20 protein-coding genes are annotated in these 14,137 nt (G+C 65.0%); 9 read left to right on the top strand and 11 right to left on the bottom strand.

The features are described from left to right. Nucleotides 1–93 precede the first annotated feature (93 nt). Nucleotides 94–234, bottom strand: a complete 141-nt coding sequence (locus AC5STI_RS00800; RefSeq protein ID WP_495445238.1) for a hypothetical protein — start codon at nt 232–234, stop codon at nt 94–96. Nucleotide 235: 1 nt separating this feature from the next. Then, complete coding sequence (locus AC5STI_RS00805) at nt 236–955, bottom strand: response regulator (protein WP_475050716.1); 720 nt, start codon at nt 953–955, stop codon at nt 236–238. A 176-nt stretch (nt 956–1,131) separates the two neighbouring features. Here AC5STI_RS00805 and mce point away from each other — a divergent pair, with 176 nt between their 5' ends. Beyond that, nucleotides 1,132–1,536, top strand: coding sequence for a methylmalonyl-CoA epimerase (gene mce, locus AC5STI_RS00810; RefSeq protein WP_008557322.1), 405 nt, complete (start codon nt 1,132–1,134; stop codon nt 1,534–1,536). A 56-nt stretch (nt 1,537–1,592) separates the two neighbouring features. After that, nucleotides 1,593–1,868, top strand: coding sequence for a DUF1467 family protein (locus tag AC5STI_RS00815; RefSeq protein WP_495445239.1), 276 nt, complete (start codon nt 1,593–1,595; stop codon nt 1,866–1,868). Nucleotides 1,869–2,186: 318 nt separating this feature from the next. On the opposite strand, the gene AC5STI_RS00820 is transcribed toward AC5STI_RS00815, so the two are convergent. Together AC5STI_RS00820 and AC5STI_RS00825 are read right to left on the bottom strand one after the other, a co-directional pair. Beyond that, a complete protein-coding gene (locus tag AC5STI_RS00820; RefSeq protein ID WP_495445240.1) occupies nt 2,187–2,876 on the bottom strand; it encodes an EI24 domain-containing protein in 690 nt (229 codons plus the stop codon). Beyond that, nucleotides 2,873–3,451, bottom strand: coding sequence for a nitroreductase family protein (locus tag AC5STI_RS00825; protein ID WP_495445241.1), 579 nt, complete (start codon nt 3,449–3,451; stop codon nt 2,873–2,875). The genes AC5STI_RS00820 and AC5STI_RS00825 overlap by 4 nt, the downstream gene beginning before the upstream one ends. A 191-nt stretch (nt 3,452–3,642) precedes the next feature. Here AC5STI_RS00825 and AC5STI_RS00830 point away from each other — a divergent pair, with 191 nt between their 5' ends. Continuing rightward, a complete protein-coding gene (locus AC5STI_RS00830; RefSeq protein ID WP_495445242.1) occupies nt 3,643–3,924 on the top strand; it encodes a DUF167 domain-containing protein in 282 nt (93 codons plus the stop codon). A 3-nt stretch (nt 3,925–3,927) separates the two neighbouring features. Here AC5STI_RS00830 and AC5STI_RS00835 read toward each other — a convergent pair whose 3' ends face one another. Then, nucleotides 3,928–4,176, bottom strand: coding sequence for a DUF8831 family protein (locus AC5STI_RS00835; protein ID WP_421054140.1), 249 nt, complete (start codon nt 4,174–4,176; stop codon nt 3,928–3,930). 151 nt (nt 4,177–4,327) lie between these two features. Between AC5STI_RS00835 and AC5STI_RS00840 the strand changes: the two genes are divergently transcribed. From AC5STI_RS00840 to AC5STI_RS00860, 5 genes are all read left to right on the top strand, one after another. Further along, nucleotides 4,328–5,041 carry a M48 family metalloprotease gene (locus AC5STI_RS00840; RefSeq protein ID WP_495445243.1) on the top strand — a complete coding sequence of 238 codons (714 nt, stop codon included), beginning with the start codon at nt 4,328–4,330 and terminating at the stop codon, nt 5,039–5,041. A gap of 2 nt (nt 5,042–5,043) precedes the next feature. Further along, nucleotides 5,044–5,436, top strand: a complete 393-nt coding sequence (locus AC5STI_RS00845; RefSeq protein ID WP_495445244.1) for a YigZ family protein — start codon at nt 5,044–5,046, stop codon at nt 5,434–5,436. A gap of 86 nt (nt 5,437–5,522) precedes the next feature. Continuing rightward, nucleotides 5,523–5,786 carry a DUF6455 family protein gene (locus AC5STI_RS00850; protein ID WP_475050741.1) on the top strand — a complete coding sequence of 88 codons (264 nt, stop codon included), beginning with the start codon at nt 5,523–5,525 and terminating at the stop codon, nt 5,784–5,786. Between the two features lie 43 nt (nt 5,787–5,829). Next, a complete protein-coding gene (locus AC5STI_RS00855; protein ID WP_495445245.1) occupies nt 5,830–6,087 on the top strand; it encodes a DUF6455 family protein in 258 nt (85 codons plus the stop codon). Continuing rightward, complete coding sequence (locus AC5STI_RS00860; protein WP_495445246.1) at nt 6,087–6,362, top strand: DUF6455 family protein; 276 nt, start codon at nt 6,087–6,089, stop codon at nt 6,360–6,362. Before AC5STI_RS00855 ends, AC5STI_RS00860 begins: the two co-directional genes overlap by 1 nt. Nucleotides 6,363–6,437: 75 nt before the next feature. On the opposite strand, the gene AC5STI_RS00865 is transcribed toward AC5STI_RS00860, so the two are convergent. The 4 genes from AC5STI_RS00865 to rimO all read right to left on the bottom strand — a co-directional run bounded on the left by AC5STI_RS00865 (nt 6,438) and on the right by rimO (nt 9,178). Next, a complete protein-coding gene (locus tag AC5STI_RS00865; RefSeq protein WP_495445247.1) occupies nt 6,438–6,680 on the bottom strand; it encodes a CDGSH iron-sulfur domain-containing protein in 243 nt (80 codons plus the stop codon). A 163-nt stretch (nt 6,681–6,843) separates the two neighbouring features. Beyond that, nucleotides 6,844–7,050 carry a DUF3892 domain-containing protein gene (locus AC5STI_RS00870; RefSeq protein WP_495445248.1) on the bottom strand — a complete coding sequence of 69 codons (207 nt, stop codon included), beginning with the start codon at nt 7,048–7,050 and terminating at the stop codon, nt 6,844–6,846. After that, nucleotides 7,047–7,247 carry a hypothetical protein gene (locus tag AC5STI_RS00875; protein WP_495445249.1) on the bottom strand — a complete coding sequence of 67 codons (201 nt, stop codon included), beginning with the start codon at nt 7,245–7,247 and terminating at the stop codon, nt 7,047–7,049. The genes AC5STI_RS00870 and AC5STI_RS00875 overlap by 4 nt, the downstream gene beginning before the upstream one ends. A gap of 512 nt (nt 7,248–7,759) precedes the next feature. Then, a complete protein-coding gene (gene rimO, locus AC5STI_RS00880) occupies nt 7,760–9,178 on the bottom strand; it encodes a 30S ribosomal protein S12 methylthiotransferase RimO (RefSeq protein ID WP_495445250.1) in 1,419 nt (472 codons plus the stop codon). 463 nt (nt 9,179–9,641) lie between these two features. On the opposite strand from rimO, the gene AC5STI_RS00885 reads away from it, so the two are divergent. After that, complete coding sequence (locus AC5STI_RS00885; RefSeq protein WP_495445251.1) at nt 9,642–11,558, top strand: AsmA family protein; 1,917 nt, start codon at nt 9,642–9,644, stop codon at nt 11,556–11,558. A gap of 213 nt (nt 11,559–11,771) precedes the next feature. Here the strand turns inward: AC5STI_RS00885 and AC5STI_RS00890 are convergent, their stop codons facing one another. Both AC5STI_RS00890 and kdsA read right to left on the bottom strand, forming a co-directional pair. Beyond that, nucleotides 11,772–13,268 (bottom strand): phosphomannomutase/phosphoglucomutase, encoded by a 1,497-nt coding sequence (locus tag AC5STI_RS00890; protein ID WP_495445252.1) that lies wholly within the window; start codon nt 13,266–13,268, stop codon nt 11,772–11,774. Nucleotides 13,269–13,289: 21 nt separating this feature from the next. Beyond that, the gene (gene kdsA / locus AC5STI_RS00895) at nt 13,290–14,123 is read right to left on the bottom strand and encodes a 3-deoxy-8-phosphooctulonate synthase (RefSeq protein WP_490398148.1); all 834 of its coding nucleotides are present in this window, start codon (nt 14,121–14,123) and stop codon (nt 13,290–13,292) included. Nucleotides 14,124–14,137 lie beyond the last annotated feature (14 nt).

Below are 14,137 nucleotides of genomic sequence, written 5' to 3' on the forward strand. Positions count from 1 at the left end.
CCAGCGCCAGGGGCGCTTTGTTGCATCGGCAACTGCATGGCAATTTAAACCGCGGCCGGCAGAGCCAGAGAAAGCCCGGCGGGCGGATCCCGGTCAGCGTTTTGGCTGACTGATGATCAGCGGGCGGTTGTCCGTCTGACCGCGGTTGCGGCGGATTGCCCGCGCGTCGAGCCGGGTCTGCCCGTACAGCACGATGACCAGCGTGGCGAGCGTGATCAGGAAAACCTCTGCCATGTCAGATCGCCGCGCGGCGGTCGAGCCGTTCCTGAACCAGGCCGGCCAGTGTGGCGGTATCCTGCGAAAGCGGCTTGCCTTTTTGCCGGGCGCTGTCCAGCCGGTCTGCCGCATCCGCAAGCGGCCGGTCGCCGGCGCTGCGGGCGACGCCGCCCAGGAACTGCGCCAGATAGGCCAGGGTTTTTTCTTCCTGCGACATGCTGAGCACGTCCGCGGCGTGCGCCATGTCGTCCCGGTAAGCTAGCAAGTCTGGCTCTACCGTCTCGTCATCCAGGGCGCGCGGGCCGGCCAGCTGGCGGTCGGCGGGAAGGTTCGACAGGATCGCCTGCTGGAAGGCGGCCAGCGATGTGATCGGCTTTTCCAGGAAGCCGGCAGCGCCGGCCTCAATCGCAGCGGCTTCCAGCGTGGGGTCGCCGGAGGTGGCCAGGATCACGCTGGGGCGCGGGCTGGCCCCCGCCAGTTCGCGGATGAGGTCGAGACCGGAGCCGTCCGGCAGCCCGACATCGGCAATCAGCACGGAGGGGCGGTAGACCTGCAGGTGGCGGCGGGCGGATTTCAGGCAATCGGCCCGGCGGATGCGGGCACCGCTGCGCAGGCAGAGGAGCCGCAGCGCCTCGCAGGCAAAGCGGCTGTCCTCGACAACCAGAATGGTCAGCCCCAGCAGCGGGCGCCGGGTGGTGGGCAGGCGTTGAGCGGCAGCAAACAGTTCCGAATCGTCCATAACGTATCCTCCTTGCGGGATATGGACCGACGCTAGGAACTCTAGGCTAACACCCGGTTAACAGCGCGTGCGCTGCCGCGTCCGGAGGCCCCCGTGCGCAATGGCGCACTTGCCGCGGCGCAGCATCCGCCGCATAACCGGATGCGAGGAAAGATTGTGAGAGGAGCACACCAAAGATGATTGGCCGTCTGAACCATGTTGCCATTGCTGTCCCGGACCTGGAGGCAGCCTCGGCCCAGTACCGCAACGCGCTGGGCGCCAAGGTGGGGGAGCCGCAGGATGAGCCGGACCACGGGGTGACCGTGGTGTTCATCGAACTGCCCAACACCAAGATCGAGCTGCTGTATCCCCTGGGGGAGAACTCGCCGATCAACGGCTTCCTGGAGAAGAACCCGGCAGGCGGCATCCACCATGTATGCTATGAGGTGGAGGACATCCTGGCGGCGCGTGACCATCTGAAAGCGCAAGGCGCGCGGGTGCTGGGCACGGGCGAGCCGAAGATCGGTGCCCATGGCAAGCCGGTGCTGTTCCTGCATCCCAAGGATTTCAACGGCTGCCTGGTGGAACTCGAGGAAGTTTGACGCTATGAGCGTCCTGCCCCGGCTGCGGGGCAGGGCAAACCAGAGGAGCCGGAGCCATGGGCATTACATCAGCGATCGTATTGTATGCGGTGATCTGGTTCATGACCTTTCTGGTGGTCATTCCGATCCGGCTGGAAACCCAGGGCGACAAGGGCGACGTGGTGCCTGGCACCCATGCGGGCGCGCCCGAGAACCATTACCTGAAGCAGAAAGCCTGGATCACCACCGGGGTGGCTGCGGTGATCTGGGCGATTGTTGCCGGCGTCATCTTTTCCGGCGTGATCTCGGTGCGGGACTTCGACTGGATGGGCATGCTGCCCGAGCGGGAGTGAGGCCGCGGTTTTCCTTTTCTAAAATGGAAGAAGATCTCCCGCCCGGCCGGGAGGCATTGGCATGCCTGCGTGCCGGTTGGGCGTGGCGCCGCGCTGGCGCGCGGCGCGGTTGCGGCCAGCCCAGGCGGGCTGGGGCGGGGCAGGGTTCCGGTTTTGATGATGGAAAGCTTGCTGAAAAGCGCTTAAGGGGCAGGTCTGCCCCTCAAGGCGCCATTTCCAGTGTATTCCGTCCTCCGCCGCGTCAAGGCTGAACCGCGCGTGCCGCGCGGCGGCTCAAGCCGGCCTTGACCCGGCTGCGGCCGGGGCGCGCGGCCCGTCTTATCTGCGGGCCAGCGCGTGGTAGAGGTGGGTGAAGGTTGCGGCCCCAAGGATCGGGACCACCAGGTTCACCAGCGGCACCGACAGCGGCATCGCCATCAGCGTGCCGGCCGCCCAGATCGTGGTGGCATGGCGGCGGCGCAGCTTCTTTGCCTCCGCCGTGCCCACCCGGCGGGCGGCGGCGAGGGTGAAATATTCACGCCCCAGCAAAAAGCCGTTCAGCCCCCAGAAGATGAACACCGCCGCAGGCGGAAACAGCACATAGAGGAACAGCGCCAGGATATTGGCCCCGATCAGCAGGCCGAGGAAGTTCACCGTGTCCTTGACCGCATCCCAGAACGGCACCTTGGCCGCGGGCGGCAGGGCGGGGTAGTGCTTGTCCTCCACTGCCTGCGCCACCTCGTCCAGGAACATCGAGGTGATCGCCGAGGCTACCGGCACCATCAGGAAGACCGACAGCAGCAGCATGAGGAACAGCGAGCCGATGGACAGGAGATCATCGAGCCAGGTGATCTCGCCCAGAACCGGCACCGTCGCTTCGGGGCCGACCAGCCACTGGATCAGCACTAGAAACCCAGCATAGGCGGCGATCAGCAGGGCGACGGTCAGGCCCAGCCCCAGAAACAGCACCTTGCGGAAGCGCGGGTCGCCGGTCTGGCCGAGGGTCTTGAAAAAGGCGGTGAAGATCATGCGCTCATCCAGGTGGTGATTGCGTCAAGGTCCGGGCGCGGGCGCTCGGGCGGGGCGGAGCTTTCGGTGGCGATGTGGATGAGGCCGGCAATGCGCTCATTCTCTGCCAGGCCAAAGGCGGCCTCGCAGAAGCCGCGGTCATGGCTGGCCCAGCCGCTGAGCCAGTTGGCGCCCCAGCCGGCCGCCAGCGCCGCGTTGAGCAGCGACAGGCACACCGCGCCGGCGGAGTAGCTTTGCTCGATGGCGGGCACCTTGGGGCTGTCGGTCTGCACCTCGACCACGGCCACGGCAAGCTGGCCCAGGTCGAACTGGCTGCGGCCCTTGGCGATGTCCTCGGGGCTTTTGCCCAGCCGGGTGCCGGTGTCCTCGCACAGGGCGGCCAGCCGTGCCATGGCGGGTTTCTCCACCACGATAAAGCGCCAGGGCTCCAGCTTGCCGTGATCCGGCGTGCGGGCGGCGGCGGTCAGGATCGGCCGCAGCTCCTCGCGCGTGGGGGCCGGGGCGACCAGCGTTTTGGCCGGGCGCGAGCGGCGCGACAGCAGGAATTCAAGGGCAGCGTCATTGCGTGCGGGCATATGTGAAACCTTTTTACATCTGTTGCTGCCTATCTCGGCAGGCATGGGCGTTTTTTCAAGAGCCAATGGGCCTTGCGCGCTGCATCTGTGCTTTGGGAGCAGCGGGGCTGGGTTTCGCTGCTGGGGTGATAGCTGCGCCGGGCGGGCAAAGTCTATGGCTTTTGCCGCCTGCACAGGGCATGTGTGGCCATATGGGGAAGCCAAAGAAAAAGGACCTGCCGGATCTGAGCCATCTCTGCGTGGCGGGAACGGAAATTGCGGTGCGGGCCGCGCCGAAGGCGGCGCGCAATGCAATCGTGCAGGCTGAGGGTGTGCTGAAGATCTCCGTCACCGCAGCCCCTGAGAACGGCAAGGCGAATGAGGCCATCCGCCAGCTGCTGGCAACGGCCATGGGAACGGCCCCCTCGGATCTGGAGCTGCGCCGCGGCGCAACCGCGCGCGACAAGGTCTTTGTCTATCAGGGAGCGGGCTGACGCCTAGTCTTCCCCGTCTTCGCCGCCCACCAGGCGGTAGACCCCTTCGGGCAGGTCCAGCGCCGCCGCCAGGTCGCGCACCTGAAGATGCGACAGGGTGATTTTCTGCACGCTGTCGGTGCGCGGGTCGTATTGTTCGACCGTGACGCATTCTGCAAAGGAATTGATGGTCACATCCTCGGCAAGGGGCGCGCCGCCCTCATCCACCAGGGTGATAACCGTCGAGTCGAATTCATGTTCGATTGTAAACATGACACCAGCCTGCCACTGCGGCCTGCCTGCTGGCAAGACCTTGCAAACATTCGCTATCGTACCAATGTAACGGCAATCTTCCGCCGCCGCCGCAATTGCTATCCCCCGGGCTTGCGCGGTATGTTGGCGGCGAATTGCAAAAGGATCTGCCATGCGCCGTTTTCTGTGTCTGTTTGCCCTTGCTGTCAGCGCCTGTAATGTGGCGATTGAGCCTGCCTCGCAGTCCGCGCCGGTCGTTCAGGCGCCGCGGGTGCAGGGGATGGCTCCCGGCGAGGCGCGCAACGCATTTGCCTCCGTGTCGCGGCGGGTGGAGCCGGTGGCCGAGCGCGAGTGCCGCAGCCGCACCCAGGGGCTGAACTGCGATTTCCTGATCCGCATTGACCCCAACCCGAACGCAGCGCCCAACGCCTACCAGAGCCTCGACCGCAGTGGCCGCCCGGTGATCACCTTCACCCAGCGGATGCTGGGGCAGATCGCCAACCATGACGAGCTGGCCTTTGTCATGTCGCATGAGGCCGCCCACCACATCCGCGGCCACCTGGCGCGGCAGGCGCAGAACTCTGCACTGGTGAGCGCCGGCGCCGGTCTGATCACCGCACTGGCAGGGGGCGGATCGTCCAGCGTCTCGACAGCGCAGGACCTTGGCGGCTTTGTCGGCGCGCGCACCTATTCCAAGGATTTTGAGCTGGAGGCGGATGAACTGGGCACCATCATCACCCATAAATCCGGTTACCGCCCCAGCATCGGTGTGCGCTTCTTCAACCGGCTGCCGGATCCGGGCGACCGTTTCCTGGGCACGCACCCCGCCAACCCCGACCGGGTGCGGGTGGTGCAGGCAACCATCGACCGCTATGGGCTGAACTGAGCATGGCTGCCAGGGACCAGGCCGCGCCTGAGCTGACGATGCTTGGCGTGGTCCTGACCGACCGCGGCTCGCGCTATGCGGTGACCGGCGCGCCGGCCGCCTCGCGCGAGGAGGTGGATGCCGTTCTGGCAGAGCTGAAATCCGACCGGGCCTATGCCAAGGCGACCCATAACACCTGGGCGGCGATCCTGCCCGCGGGCGGGCTCAAGGCCGATGACGGCGAGTCCGGGGCGGGGATGGTGATCCTGCGGATGATGGAGCGCGAGGGCCTCAAGGATCACGTTATCATCGTAACACGCTGGTACGGCGGCAAGAAGCTGGGCGGCGACCGCTTCCGCCGGGTGCAGGATGCGGTGCGGGCCTATCTCGACCACCTTGGCGCGAAAACGTTATAATTTCTATCCCGTTTGACCTGAGTCAAATTCTCCCTCCGCCCCTGCGGCTAAGCTGCACCCGGAATAAATGATTCCGGGAGAGCGCGATGACCACCCATGCCGACCTGAAGACGCACGCCGAGCTGTTTGACCGGATGGCCGAAACCGTCGGCCTGGATCTGGAAGAAGAGGCGGTGGCGGGCACCCTGCGGTTCGACGAGATCGCCGAGGCGGTGCTGCGCTGCACGCGTTGCGGCGGCGTCGGCGCCTGCCGCAAATGGCTGGCCGAAGGCCTGCGCCCCGGGGCAGATGCCCCGGATTTTTGCCGCAACCGCGACCTGCTTGGTTATCTGACCGAGCAGCAGGCGTGACGCGCACCTGCGCCCGGCCCGGAATCCAATAGGAGTTCAAGAGATGCAGCCATTGGGGGATCCCCTTTACCATCTGCGGCTGATGACCCGGATGGGCGCCACCGCAGGTGCCGATCTGACCGGCGCCTTCGCAGCAGGCAAGATCAGCCACGAGGACTGGGCCGCCATGATCACCCGCTGCCGCGGCTGCGCGGTGCCGGATCAATGCGAGGCCTTCCTGGCCGCCCATGAGCGCGCGGACGCGCCGATGCCAGGCTGCCGCAATGCGGACGCGCTGATGCAGCTGAAGGACCTCGCCTGATGAAGGACATGGCAGCGGAGGCCGAGGGCCTGGGCAATATTTTCCGCCACATGTGGCTGCTGCGCGCGGTGGCAGAGGCGGCGGGCATCGACCTGGACCGGGAAATGAAGGCCGGACGGCTGAACGGGCTGGATTATGCCCGGATGGTGACCTCCTGCCGCGGCGCGGGCTGCAGCAAGTCCTGCGCCCTGTGGATATCGTCGCGCCGCGATGACACGCCCGCGGTGCCGGATTTCTGCCCCAGCGCAGACCTGTTCAAGCGGCTGATGCCCTGACCCCGTAACAGACCCGCCCCGCAAGCCCGGCTTGCGGGGCGGTCTGCTGCTGTTCGGGCGCTCAGGCCAAGTCCCCTACAGTTTTGAATGCGTGCCGTCGCACAGCGGCTTCTTCCCCGAATGCTTGCAGCCGCAGAAGAACACTTTGCCGTCTTTCTCTGCCTTGTATTTCACCGGCTCGAACTCCGTGTCCTTGTGCGAGCCATCGCAGAACGGCTGCCGAGAGGACTTGCCGCAGGCGCACCAGAAATAGGTCTTTCCCTCCGTCACCTCGACGGGGAAGGGGGCTTTCTGGGCGATGTCCGGTGTGTCTGTCATGGCTGGGGGCTCTCCTTGGCTTGTTGCAGTTGGGGGAGAGCGTAGCAGGGATTTGCCGCGAGAGGAGGGGCAGATAGCCGCAAGCCCGCGCAAAGCGCGGGCAGCGCCCGACCCTCCCCACGGGAGGGCGCTTCGCACCCACCCAGGGTCAGGCGCTGGGTTTTTAACGGTTTACGTTGTCAGATTTTGAACGATCAGGGTTATCCCGAACGTATTCACGACCGCGTATCTTCACTACATGAGTGTCTGGGTGCAAACCTTGTTTGACTTCCTTAACAGCGGTACGGCGTGGCACGTCTTTCCGGCGTCCAATATCGTAATGTTCGTTGCGGCCACCCGGACCATCTTGCTTGCCTTTGATCTTGGTCATGCCTTCCACCCCGCAAATTCAATCGGGGTCACATCAGAAAAGCGATGACCGTTGATAACTTCAGAAACACGTCCTTGATTCAAGGCGCCAAGAAGAGCCGCAATCTGTGCTTGATTGAGAGGTGTATTCTGCCAGAGCCATTTGATGTGGGCTGCGAGTTTAGACGTGAGCCGAGGGCTCGAGTTCTTCGTCGGCATGGATTCCTCCTTTTGCCAAATGAAGCAGCGATTGAACTTCAAAGGCAGTAGGAGTATTCTCTCTAATGCTAGGGAGAGAATTTGCCTTTGTTCAGCCGCGTGCTGCACAAGACGCGACCTCTTCATAAGGCGGGGTTGCTGTAGGAGGCGGCCTCGCCTTTTTAGTTCAAAGGCAACCTAACATTTTTTGCGCTAACGGGCAATAAACTGATACCTATCAAACTATTGATAGCTCTCGGTGTCTGCCTACTGCCGTAATGCCCTTATTTTTATGGTGTGTCAAGAGGATCCGAACATAGGCAGCGTTCAACAATTCCGGAGCGTTGTGAGTGCCACTAGGTTTGGTATCCACCTGTGCCTGAGATCATAAATCATGATTCGTTCTGTGGGAAGCGGCTCTCCGCTGCGGTCCCATCTCATTTCTGTTTACTGCAGAGGAAGGTCGTGAAAATGAAAAGGGCGAAGTGTTCCCACTCCGCCCTGAAAATCTCTATCCAATGTAACTGTTGACCTCACACAGGCAGGCGCCCCCACAAGTCATATTCCCCGGCTTCGTCCACCCCGACCGTTACCAGATCCCCCACTTGCAACCCCTCTGTCCCCTCATCAATGAACAGGTTGCCGTCGATCTCCGGCGCGTCGGCCTTGGTGCGGCAGGTGGCGATGCCGTCTTCGTCGATGTCGTCGACGATCACTTGCATCGTCTGGCCGACCTTGGCCGCCAGCTTGGCTTCGGAGATCGCCTGCGCCTTTTCCATGAAGCGCTCCCAGCGCTCCTGCTTGACCTCTTCCGGCACGTGGTCCGGCAGGTCGTTGGAGCGCGCGCCGTCGACGTTTTCGTATTTAAAACAACCCACCCGGTCCAGCTGCGCCTCGTCCATCCAGTCCAGCAGATGCTGGAACTCCGCCTCGGTTTCGCCGGGGAAGCCGACGATGAAGGTGGAGCGCAGGGTAATGTCCGGGCAGGTCTCGCGCCAGGCGCGGATTTCGTCCAGCGTCTTGGCCGCCGCCGCCGGGCGGGCCATGCGGCGCAGGACGTCGGGGTGGGCGTGCTGGAAGGGGATGTCCAGATAGGGCAGCAGCGCGTTCTCTGGGTCCGCCATCAGCGGGATCAGCTCGCGCACATGCGGGTAGGGGTAGACATAGTGCAGCCGCACCCACAGGTCCTCAGCCGGGGCCAGCTTGCCCAGCTCGCGGGAGAGGTCCTGGATATGGCTGCGCACCTCCTCCCCCTTCCACGGGTGGGCGGAATACTTGCGGTCCAGACCATAGGCGGAGGTGTCCTGCGAAATCACCAGGAGTTCGCGCACCCCGGCCTCAACCAGTTTCTCCGCCTCGCGCAGCACTGCGTGGACGGGGCGCGACGCCAGTTTGCCGCGCATGTCCGGGATGATGCAGAACTTGCACTTGTGGTTGCAGCCCTCGGAAATCTTGAGATAGCTGAAGTGCCGCGGGGTGAGTTTCACACCGGCCGCGGGCAGCAGGTCCACGTAGGGGTTCGGAGAGGGCGGCACCGCGGAATGCACCGCGTCCAGAACCTGTTCATACTGATGCGGGCCGGTGACCGCGTGGATGCGCGGGTGATGCTCGCGGATGTAGTCGGGCTCGGCGCCCAGGCAGCCGGTCACGATCACCTTGCCGTTTTCCTTCAGCGCTTCGCCGATCGCCTCGAGGCTCTCCGCCTTGGCGCTGTCGAGGAAGCCGCAGGTGTTGACGATCACCGCGTCGGCGCCCGCGTAATCGGGCGAGATGCCGTACCCTTCCGCGCGCAGCCGGGTCAGGATCCGCTCGCTGTCGACCAGCGCCTTGGGGCAGCCGAGCGAGACCATGCCGAGGGTCGGCTGGCCGTCACGGGGCGCCTCGCGGAACTGCGGTTCCGGGGCGAGGTCAGGGCGGAGGCTGGGCGGGTTGCTGGACGGGGTACTGGTCATGCGCGCGCGTATATCAGGAATGCGGCAGGAGGCAAGGAAAACGGGGGGTGCCAGGCGTGCACCCCCTGTACACCGCCTGTGCCCCCCCTGTGCACCAGGGGCTGCATTTTCCCCTTGCCCGGACGATAGGCCGGGCAGCGCCTGACCTTCCCCCTGGGAAGGCGCTTTGCACCTCCCCAAGGTCAGGCGCTGCCCTCCGTCAGGTGTGGAAGCCAGTGCGCCAAAGCCCTTAGCCTGCGGCAAAAGCGATTTGCATGACGAGAGCGATTGATGCGTGACGAGGTTGAAGCGCTGGCCCTTGTCATCCCGAAGCCTGGCTGAAGCCTGTCCTCGCGGCCCCTGCTGCATTGTGATGACGCTTTATGGTGGCAGGGGGCTTCCTGCATTGCGCCCCTCTCCCCAAAGAGTAAGCTGGGGAAAAGACCCTCGGGAAACAGGGGGACAAGGCATGAGGAGTGGGCCGATGAAGCTGATAATCCGGGTCGTGATGGCACTGGTTCTGACAGTGGTGCTGCTGGCGGGGCTGGTCTTGCTGCTGCCGGGCGAGAAGGTCGCGCGGCTGGCCGCCGATCAGCTGGAGGCGCAGACCGGGCGGCAGCTGGGGCTTGGCGGCAAGGTGAGCTTTACCTTCTGGCCGACACTGGGGGTCAAGGCGGATGCGGTGACGCTGTCCAATGCGGACTGGGCCGGGCCGGAGCCGATGCTGCGGGCAGAGCGGGTGACCATCGGCGTTGCGGCGGCGGATCTGCTGCAGGGCAATGTGCGGGTCACCGAGGTCTCTGCCATCCTGCCGCATCTGAACCTGGCCACCAACGCGGACGGTGTTGGCAACTGGGTCTTTGGCAGCGGCGGGGCGGCGGCCACGGCCGGCACCGGGTCCGCGGGCAGCGCCGGGCAGCCCTTGCGGATCGAGGCGGTGGAGCTGACGGGGGCCTCCGTGCGCTACACGGCGCATGGGGAAGAGCCGGTTGAGATGAGGAATGCCGACCTCAGCCTGTTGTGGCCGGAGCTTGACGGCACGGTGAACGCCAAGTTCACGCTGCGCCCGGCAGGCGAGCCGGTGGAGATCGACGCGGAGATCGGCACCTTTGCGGCGTTTCTGGCGGGCGAGGTGTCCTCGGTCGGCGCCACGCTGACGGCGCCCGGCGGCAAGGGGCGGTTTGATGGCCACGCGGGTATCAATGGCGAGGCCAGCGGGCGGCTGACTTTCGGGGCTGAGGATGCCTTGCAGGCCGGGCTGGCGCTGGGGGTGTTCCTGCCCGACGCGCTGGCGCAGAAGGCGGTGCTTGGCGCCGATGTGACCTATACCGCCGACGGGCGCCTCTCGATGCGCGATTTGGCGGTGGAGCTGGGCAAGAACAAACTGACGGGCGCAGCGGATGTGGAGTTTGCCGGGCGCCCGCAGATCACTGCCCAGTTGCAGGGCGGGGCGCTCGATTTCGCCGGCCTCGAGGGGGCTGGCGGGCCGGACAGCCGCGGCGCGGCGGCGGATGGGTGGCCGAAGCAGCGCATCGACGCCTCGGCGCTGGGGCTGGCTGATGCCGGGGTGGATCTGACCTTTGACAGCCTTGATACCGGCAGTGTCAAGCTGGGGCCGAGCCAGCTGAACCTGAGCCTCGAGCGCGAGCGTGCGGTGGTGAAATTCCTGCCGGCATCAATGTTCGGCGGCCAGGTACAGGGGCAGGTGGTGGCGAACAACCGCGACGGCCTGTCGGTGGGCGGAAACCTCACGTTCACCGGTATCCGGCTGGAGCGCGCTCTGGGCGAGACCGCGGGCTACAGCCGCCTGAACGGCGAGGCGCTGGGCGGGCTGGAGTTCCTCGGCTCCGGCAATTCGGTGGACGCGATCATGCGGTCGCTGAGCGGCAAGGGCTGGCTGGAAGCGGGCAAGGGGTTCTTTACCGGCTTTGACCTGGAACAGCTGATGCGCTCCGGCGGCAATGGCGGCAGCACCGTGTTTGATCAGCTGACCGCAAGCTACACGATCGAGGGCGGAAATCTCAGAAACCAGGACCTGCTGGTGCTGCTCAAGGGTTTCCGCGCCGACGGCAAGGGGCGGATCGGGCTGGGTGCGCGCGACATCGACTATCTGTTCACACCGCAGCTGGTGCGGGCGGGGAGCGATCAGGTGCTGACCATTCCGGTCCGGATCACCGGTCCGTGGGAAGATCCGCACATTCGCCCGGATCTGAGCCAGGCGCTGCAGACGCGATTGGATGAGGTGGAGCAGACCGCCAAGGACCGGGTGCGCCAGAAGATCAGCGAGGAGCTGAACCTCAACACGGAAGCCGCTCCGGAACAGGACATCAACGACCTGCTGAAACAGCGCATCGAGCAGGAAGCCCGCGACCAGCTGCTGAAACTGCTCGGCGGCAACTGAGCGCCCCAGCCGGACGCCGGGTCAAGGTGGGCCGAAGGCCCCCGGGCACAGCCCGGCGTGTCCTTGACGCGGCTGCAGGCGCCTTGCACTCGAATGGGCGCATTCAAGGGCAGACCTGCGCTTAAATCGCTTCTCAGTAAAAAGAAAAAGCGCCCGCCGAAGGCGGGCGCGGATCGCCTGCGAAGCAGGCGAAACCTCTCATTTGCGCCGAACTCAGATGGTCTGGTCGTAATCGCCCACCAGCGGCTCGGTGCGGATCACCGCGTCGATGTCGGCAAAGATCGCCCGCATCTCGGCTTCGCTCTCGGAGCTTTCGCAGACCACCACCAGGTTCGGGGTGTTGGATGACGCCCGCACCAGACCCCAGGAGCCGTTGTCCAGGATCACCCGGGCGCCGTTCACAGTGACGACTTCCTTGATTGCGCGGCCTGCCAGCTGTTCGCCCGCTTCGTGCTTGGCCACCAGCTTCTGCACCAGCCGCTCCAGCACTGCGTATTTCTCGGTGTCGGCACAGTAGGGCGACATGGTCGGGGTGGACCAGGTCTTGGGCAGCGCCTTGCGCAGATCGGACATCGACTGATCCGGGTTGCGGTCCAGCATCTTGCAGACCTCAACCGCCACCCGCATACCGCAGTCGTAGCCGCGGCCCACCGGTTCGGCCAGGAAGTAGTGGCCGGACTTCTCGAACCCTGCCAGGGCGCCGATTTCCTTGACCCGCCGCTTCATGTGGCTGTGGCCGGTCTTCCAGTAGTCGGCGGTGACGCCGTTTTTCTGCAGTTCGGGATCGGAGGCAAACAGGCCGGTGGATTTCACATCCGCCACAAAGGTGGAGTTCGGGTACAGTTTCGACAGGTCGCGGGCCATGATCACGCCCACCTTGTCGGCAAAGATCTCCTCGCCCTCGTCATCGACCACGCCGCAGCGGTCGCCGTCGCCGTCAAAGCCAAGCGCCAGGTCAGCGCCGGAGGCCTTCACCGAGGCCGACATGTCGTGCAGCATCTCCATGGCTTCGGGGTTCGGGTTGTAGTGCGGGAAGGTGTAGTCCAGCTCGTTGTGGCTCTCGACCACCTCGACGCCGATGCGCTTGAACAGCTCCGGCGCAAAGGCCGATGCGGTGCCGTTGCCGGTAGCGCAGACCACCTTGAGCGGGCGGGACATCTTGAAGTCGCCGACGAGGTCGTCGAGATAGGCTTCCTTGACGCCCTCCACGAACTCGTAGGAGCCGCCGGGCGCGGGCTGGCCTTCGCCGTTCAGAACGATGTCGCGCAGCTCGCCCATCTCGTCGGGGCCGTGGGTCAGCGGGCGGTCAAAGCCCATCTTGACGCCGGTCCAGCCGTTGGGGTTGTGCGAGGCGGTGACCATGGCGACCGCGGGCACATCCAGATGGAACTGGGCGAAATAGGCCATCGGCGACAGCGCCGGGCCAATGTCCTTGACCTGGATACCGGCCTGCATCAGGCCCAGGATCAGGGCGTTCTTGATCGCCAGCGAATAGTCGCGGTAGTCGTTGCCGACGGCAATCACCGGTTCGATGCCGCGCTTGCGCATCTGGGTGCCAAGGCCGAGGCCCAGGGCGGTCATGCCGGGGAGGTTGATCTCCTCCGGGTACTTCCAGCGGGCGTCATATTCGCGAAAGCCGGTGGGCTTGATCATCGCGTCACGCAGAAAGCTCCAGGTGTTCGGGGTCACCTCAGGCTGCGGTTTGGTCATGTCTGAAATCTCTTTACTGGATCAAATACGGATGGGGTCGGCCTTGGCCAGCGCATCAAAGCGCATCAGGCTTTCGATCAGCTGCGGCATCTGGTCAAGGTAAATCATGTTCGGCCCGTCAGAGGGCGCGTTGTCGGGGTCCTGGTGGGTCTCGATGAAGACGGAGGCGATGCCGAGCGACACCGCCGCCCGCGCCATCAGCGGGGCAAACTCGCGCTGGCCGCCGGTGGAGCCGCCCTTGCCGCCGGGCTGCTGGACGGAATGGGTGGCGTCCATCACCACCGGGTAGCCGCCCTGCGCCATCTGCGGCAGCGAGCGCATGTCGGCCACAAGCGTGTTGTAGCCAAAGGAGGTGCCGCGTTCGGTCAGCAGGATGTTCTGGTTGCCGGTGCTTTCCACCTTGGCGACAACATTGGCCATGTCCCAGGGCGCCAGGAACTGGCCCTTCTTGATGTTCACCGCCTTGCCTGTGTTGCCTGCGGCCAGCAGCATGTCGGTCTGGCGGCACAGGAAGGCGGGGATCTGCAGGATGTCCACGGCCTCCGCCGCGGCCGCGCATTGCGCCTCGGTGTGCACGTCGGTCAGCACCGGCACGCCGAATTCGCTGCGGATGGTGTCAAGAACCTTCAGCCCCTCGTCGATGCCAAGCCCGCGCTTGCCGGAGAGCGAGGTGCGGTTGGCCTTGTCGTAGGAGGCCTTGAACACGAATTGGGCGCCTGCCTTCTCGCAGGCCTCCTTGAGGGCGCCTGCAATCATCCGGGCGTGGTCCGCGGTTTCCAGCTGGCAGGGGCCGGCAATGATGGTCAGCGGACGGTCATTGCCGATGGTGAGGCCGGCGATATCGATGTTTTTCATGGGTACCCGATGGC

Source organism: Leisingera sp. CC-HEC096 (assembly GCF_059429235.1).

What these genes read in the sequence shown, in the direction of transcription:
- AC5STI_RS00820 (WP_495445240.1), bottom strand. Translation starts at nt 2,876, where the DNA reads ATGATCTTCACCGCCTTTTTCAAGACCCTCGGCCAGACCGGCGACCCG.
- AC5STI_RS00885 (WP_495445251.1), top strand. Translation starts at nt 9,642, where the DNA reads ATGAAGCTGATAATCCGGGTCGTGATGGCACTGGTTCTGACAGTGGTG.
- kdsA (WP_490398148.1), bottom strand. Translation starts at nt 14,123, where the DNA reads ATGAAAAACATCGATATCGCCGGCCTCACCATCGGCAATGACCGTCCG.
- AC5STI_RS00850 (WP_475050741.1), top strand. Translation starts at nt 5,523, where the DNA reads ATGACCACCCATGCCGACCTGAAGACGCACGCCGAGCTGTTTGACCGG.
- AC5STI_RS00870 (WP_495445248.1), bottom strand. Translation starts at nt 7,050, where the DNA reads ATGACCAAGATCAAAGGCAAGCAAGATGGTCCGGGTGGCCGCAACGAA.
- AC5STI_RS00865 (WP_495445247.1), bottom strand. Translation starts at nt 6,680, where the DNA reads ATGACAGACACACCGGACATCGCCCAGAAAGCCCCCTTCCCCGTCGAG.
- AC5STI_RS00860 (WP_495445246.1), top strand. Translation starts at nt 6,087, where the DNA reads ATGAAGGACATGGCAGCGGAGGCCGAGGGCCTGGGCAATATTTTCCGC.
- AC5STI_RS00845 (WP_495445244.1), top strand. Translation starts at nt 5,044, where the DNA reads ATGGCTGCCAGGGACCAGGCCGCGCCTGAGCTGACGATGCTTGGCGTG.
- AC5STI_RS00825 (WP_495445241.1), bottom strand. Translation starts at nt 3,451, where the DNA reads ATGCCCGCACGCAATGACGCTGCCCTTGAATTCCTGCTGTCGCGCCGC.
- AC5STI_RS00855 (WP_495445245.1), top strand. Translation starts at nt 5,830, where the DNA reads ATGCAGCCATTGGGGGATCCCCTTTACCATCTGCGGCTGATGACCCGG.
- AC5STI_RS00815 (WP_495445239.1), top strand. Translation starts at nt 1,593, where the DNA reads ATGGGCATTACATCAGCGATCGTATTGTATGCGGTGATCTGGTTCATG.
- rimO (WP_495445250.1), bottom strand. Translation starts at nt 9,178, where the DNA reads ATGACCAGTACCCCGTCCAGCAACCCGCCCAGCCTCCGCCCTGACCTC.
- AC5STI_RS00875 (WP_495445249.1), bottom strand. Translation starts at nt 7,247, where the DNA reads ATGCCGACGAAGAACTCGAGCCCTCGGCTCACGTCTAAACTCGCAGCC.
- mce (WP_008557322.1), top strand. Translation starts at nt 1,132, where the DNA reads ATGATTGGCCGTCTGAACCATGTTGCCATTGCTGTCCCGGACCTGGAG.
- AC5STI_RS00805 (WP_475050716.1), bottom strand. Translation starts at nt 955, where the DNA reads ATGGACGATTCGGAACTGTTTGCTGCCGCTCAACGCCTGCCCACCACC.
- AC5STI_RS00800 (WP_495445238.1), bottom strand. Translation starts at nt 234, where the DNA reads ATGGCAGAGGTTTTCCTGATCACGCTCGCCACGCTGGTCATCGTGCTG.
- AC5STI_RS00840 (WP_495445243.1), top strand. Translation starts at nt 4,328, where the DNA reads ATGCGCCGTTTTCTGTGTCTGTTTGCCCTTGCTGTCAGCGCCTGTAAT.
- AC5STI_RS00830 (WP_495445242.1), top strand. Translation starts at nt 3,643, where the DNA reads ATGGGGAAGCCAAAGAAAAAGGACCTGCCGGATCTGAGCCATCTCTGC.
- AC5STI_RS00835 (WP_421054140.1), bottom strand. Translation starts at nt 4,176, where the DNA reads ATGTTTACAATCGAACATGAATTCGACTCGACGGTTATCACCCTGGTG.
- AC5STI_RS00890 (WP_495445252.1), bottom strand. Translation starts at nt 13,268, where the DNA reads ATGACCAAACCGCAGCCTGAGGTGACCCCGAACACCTGGAGCTTTCTG.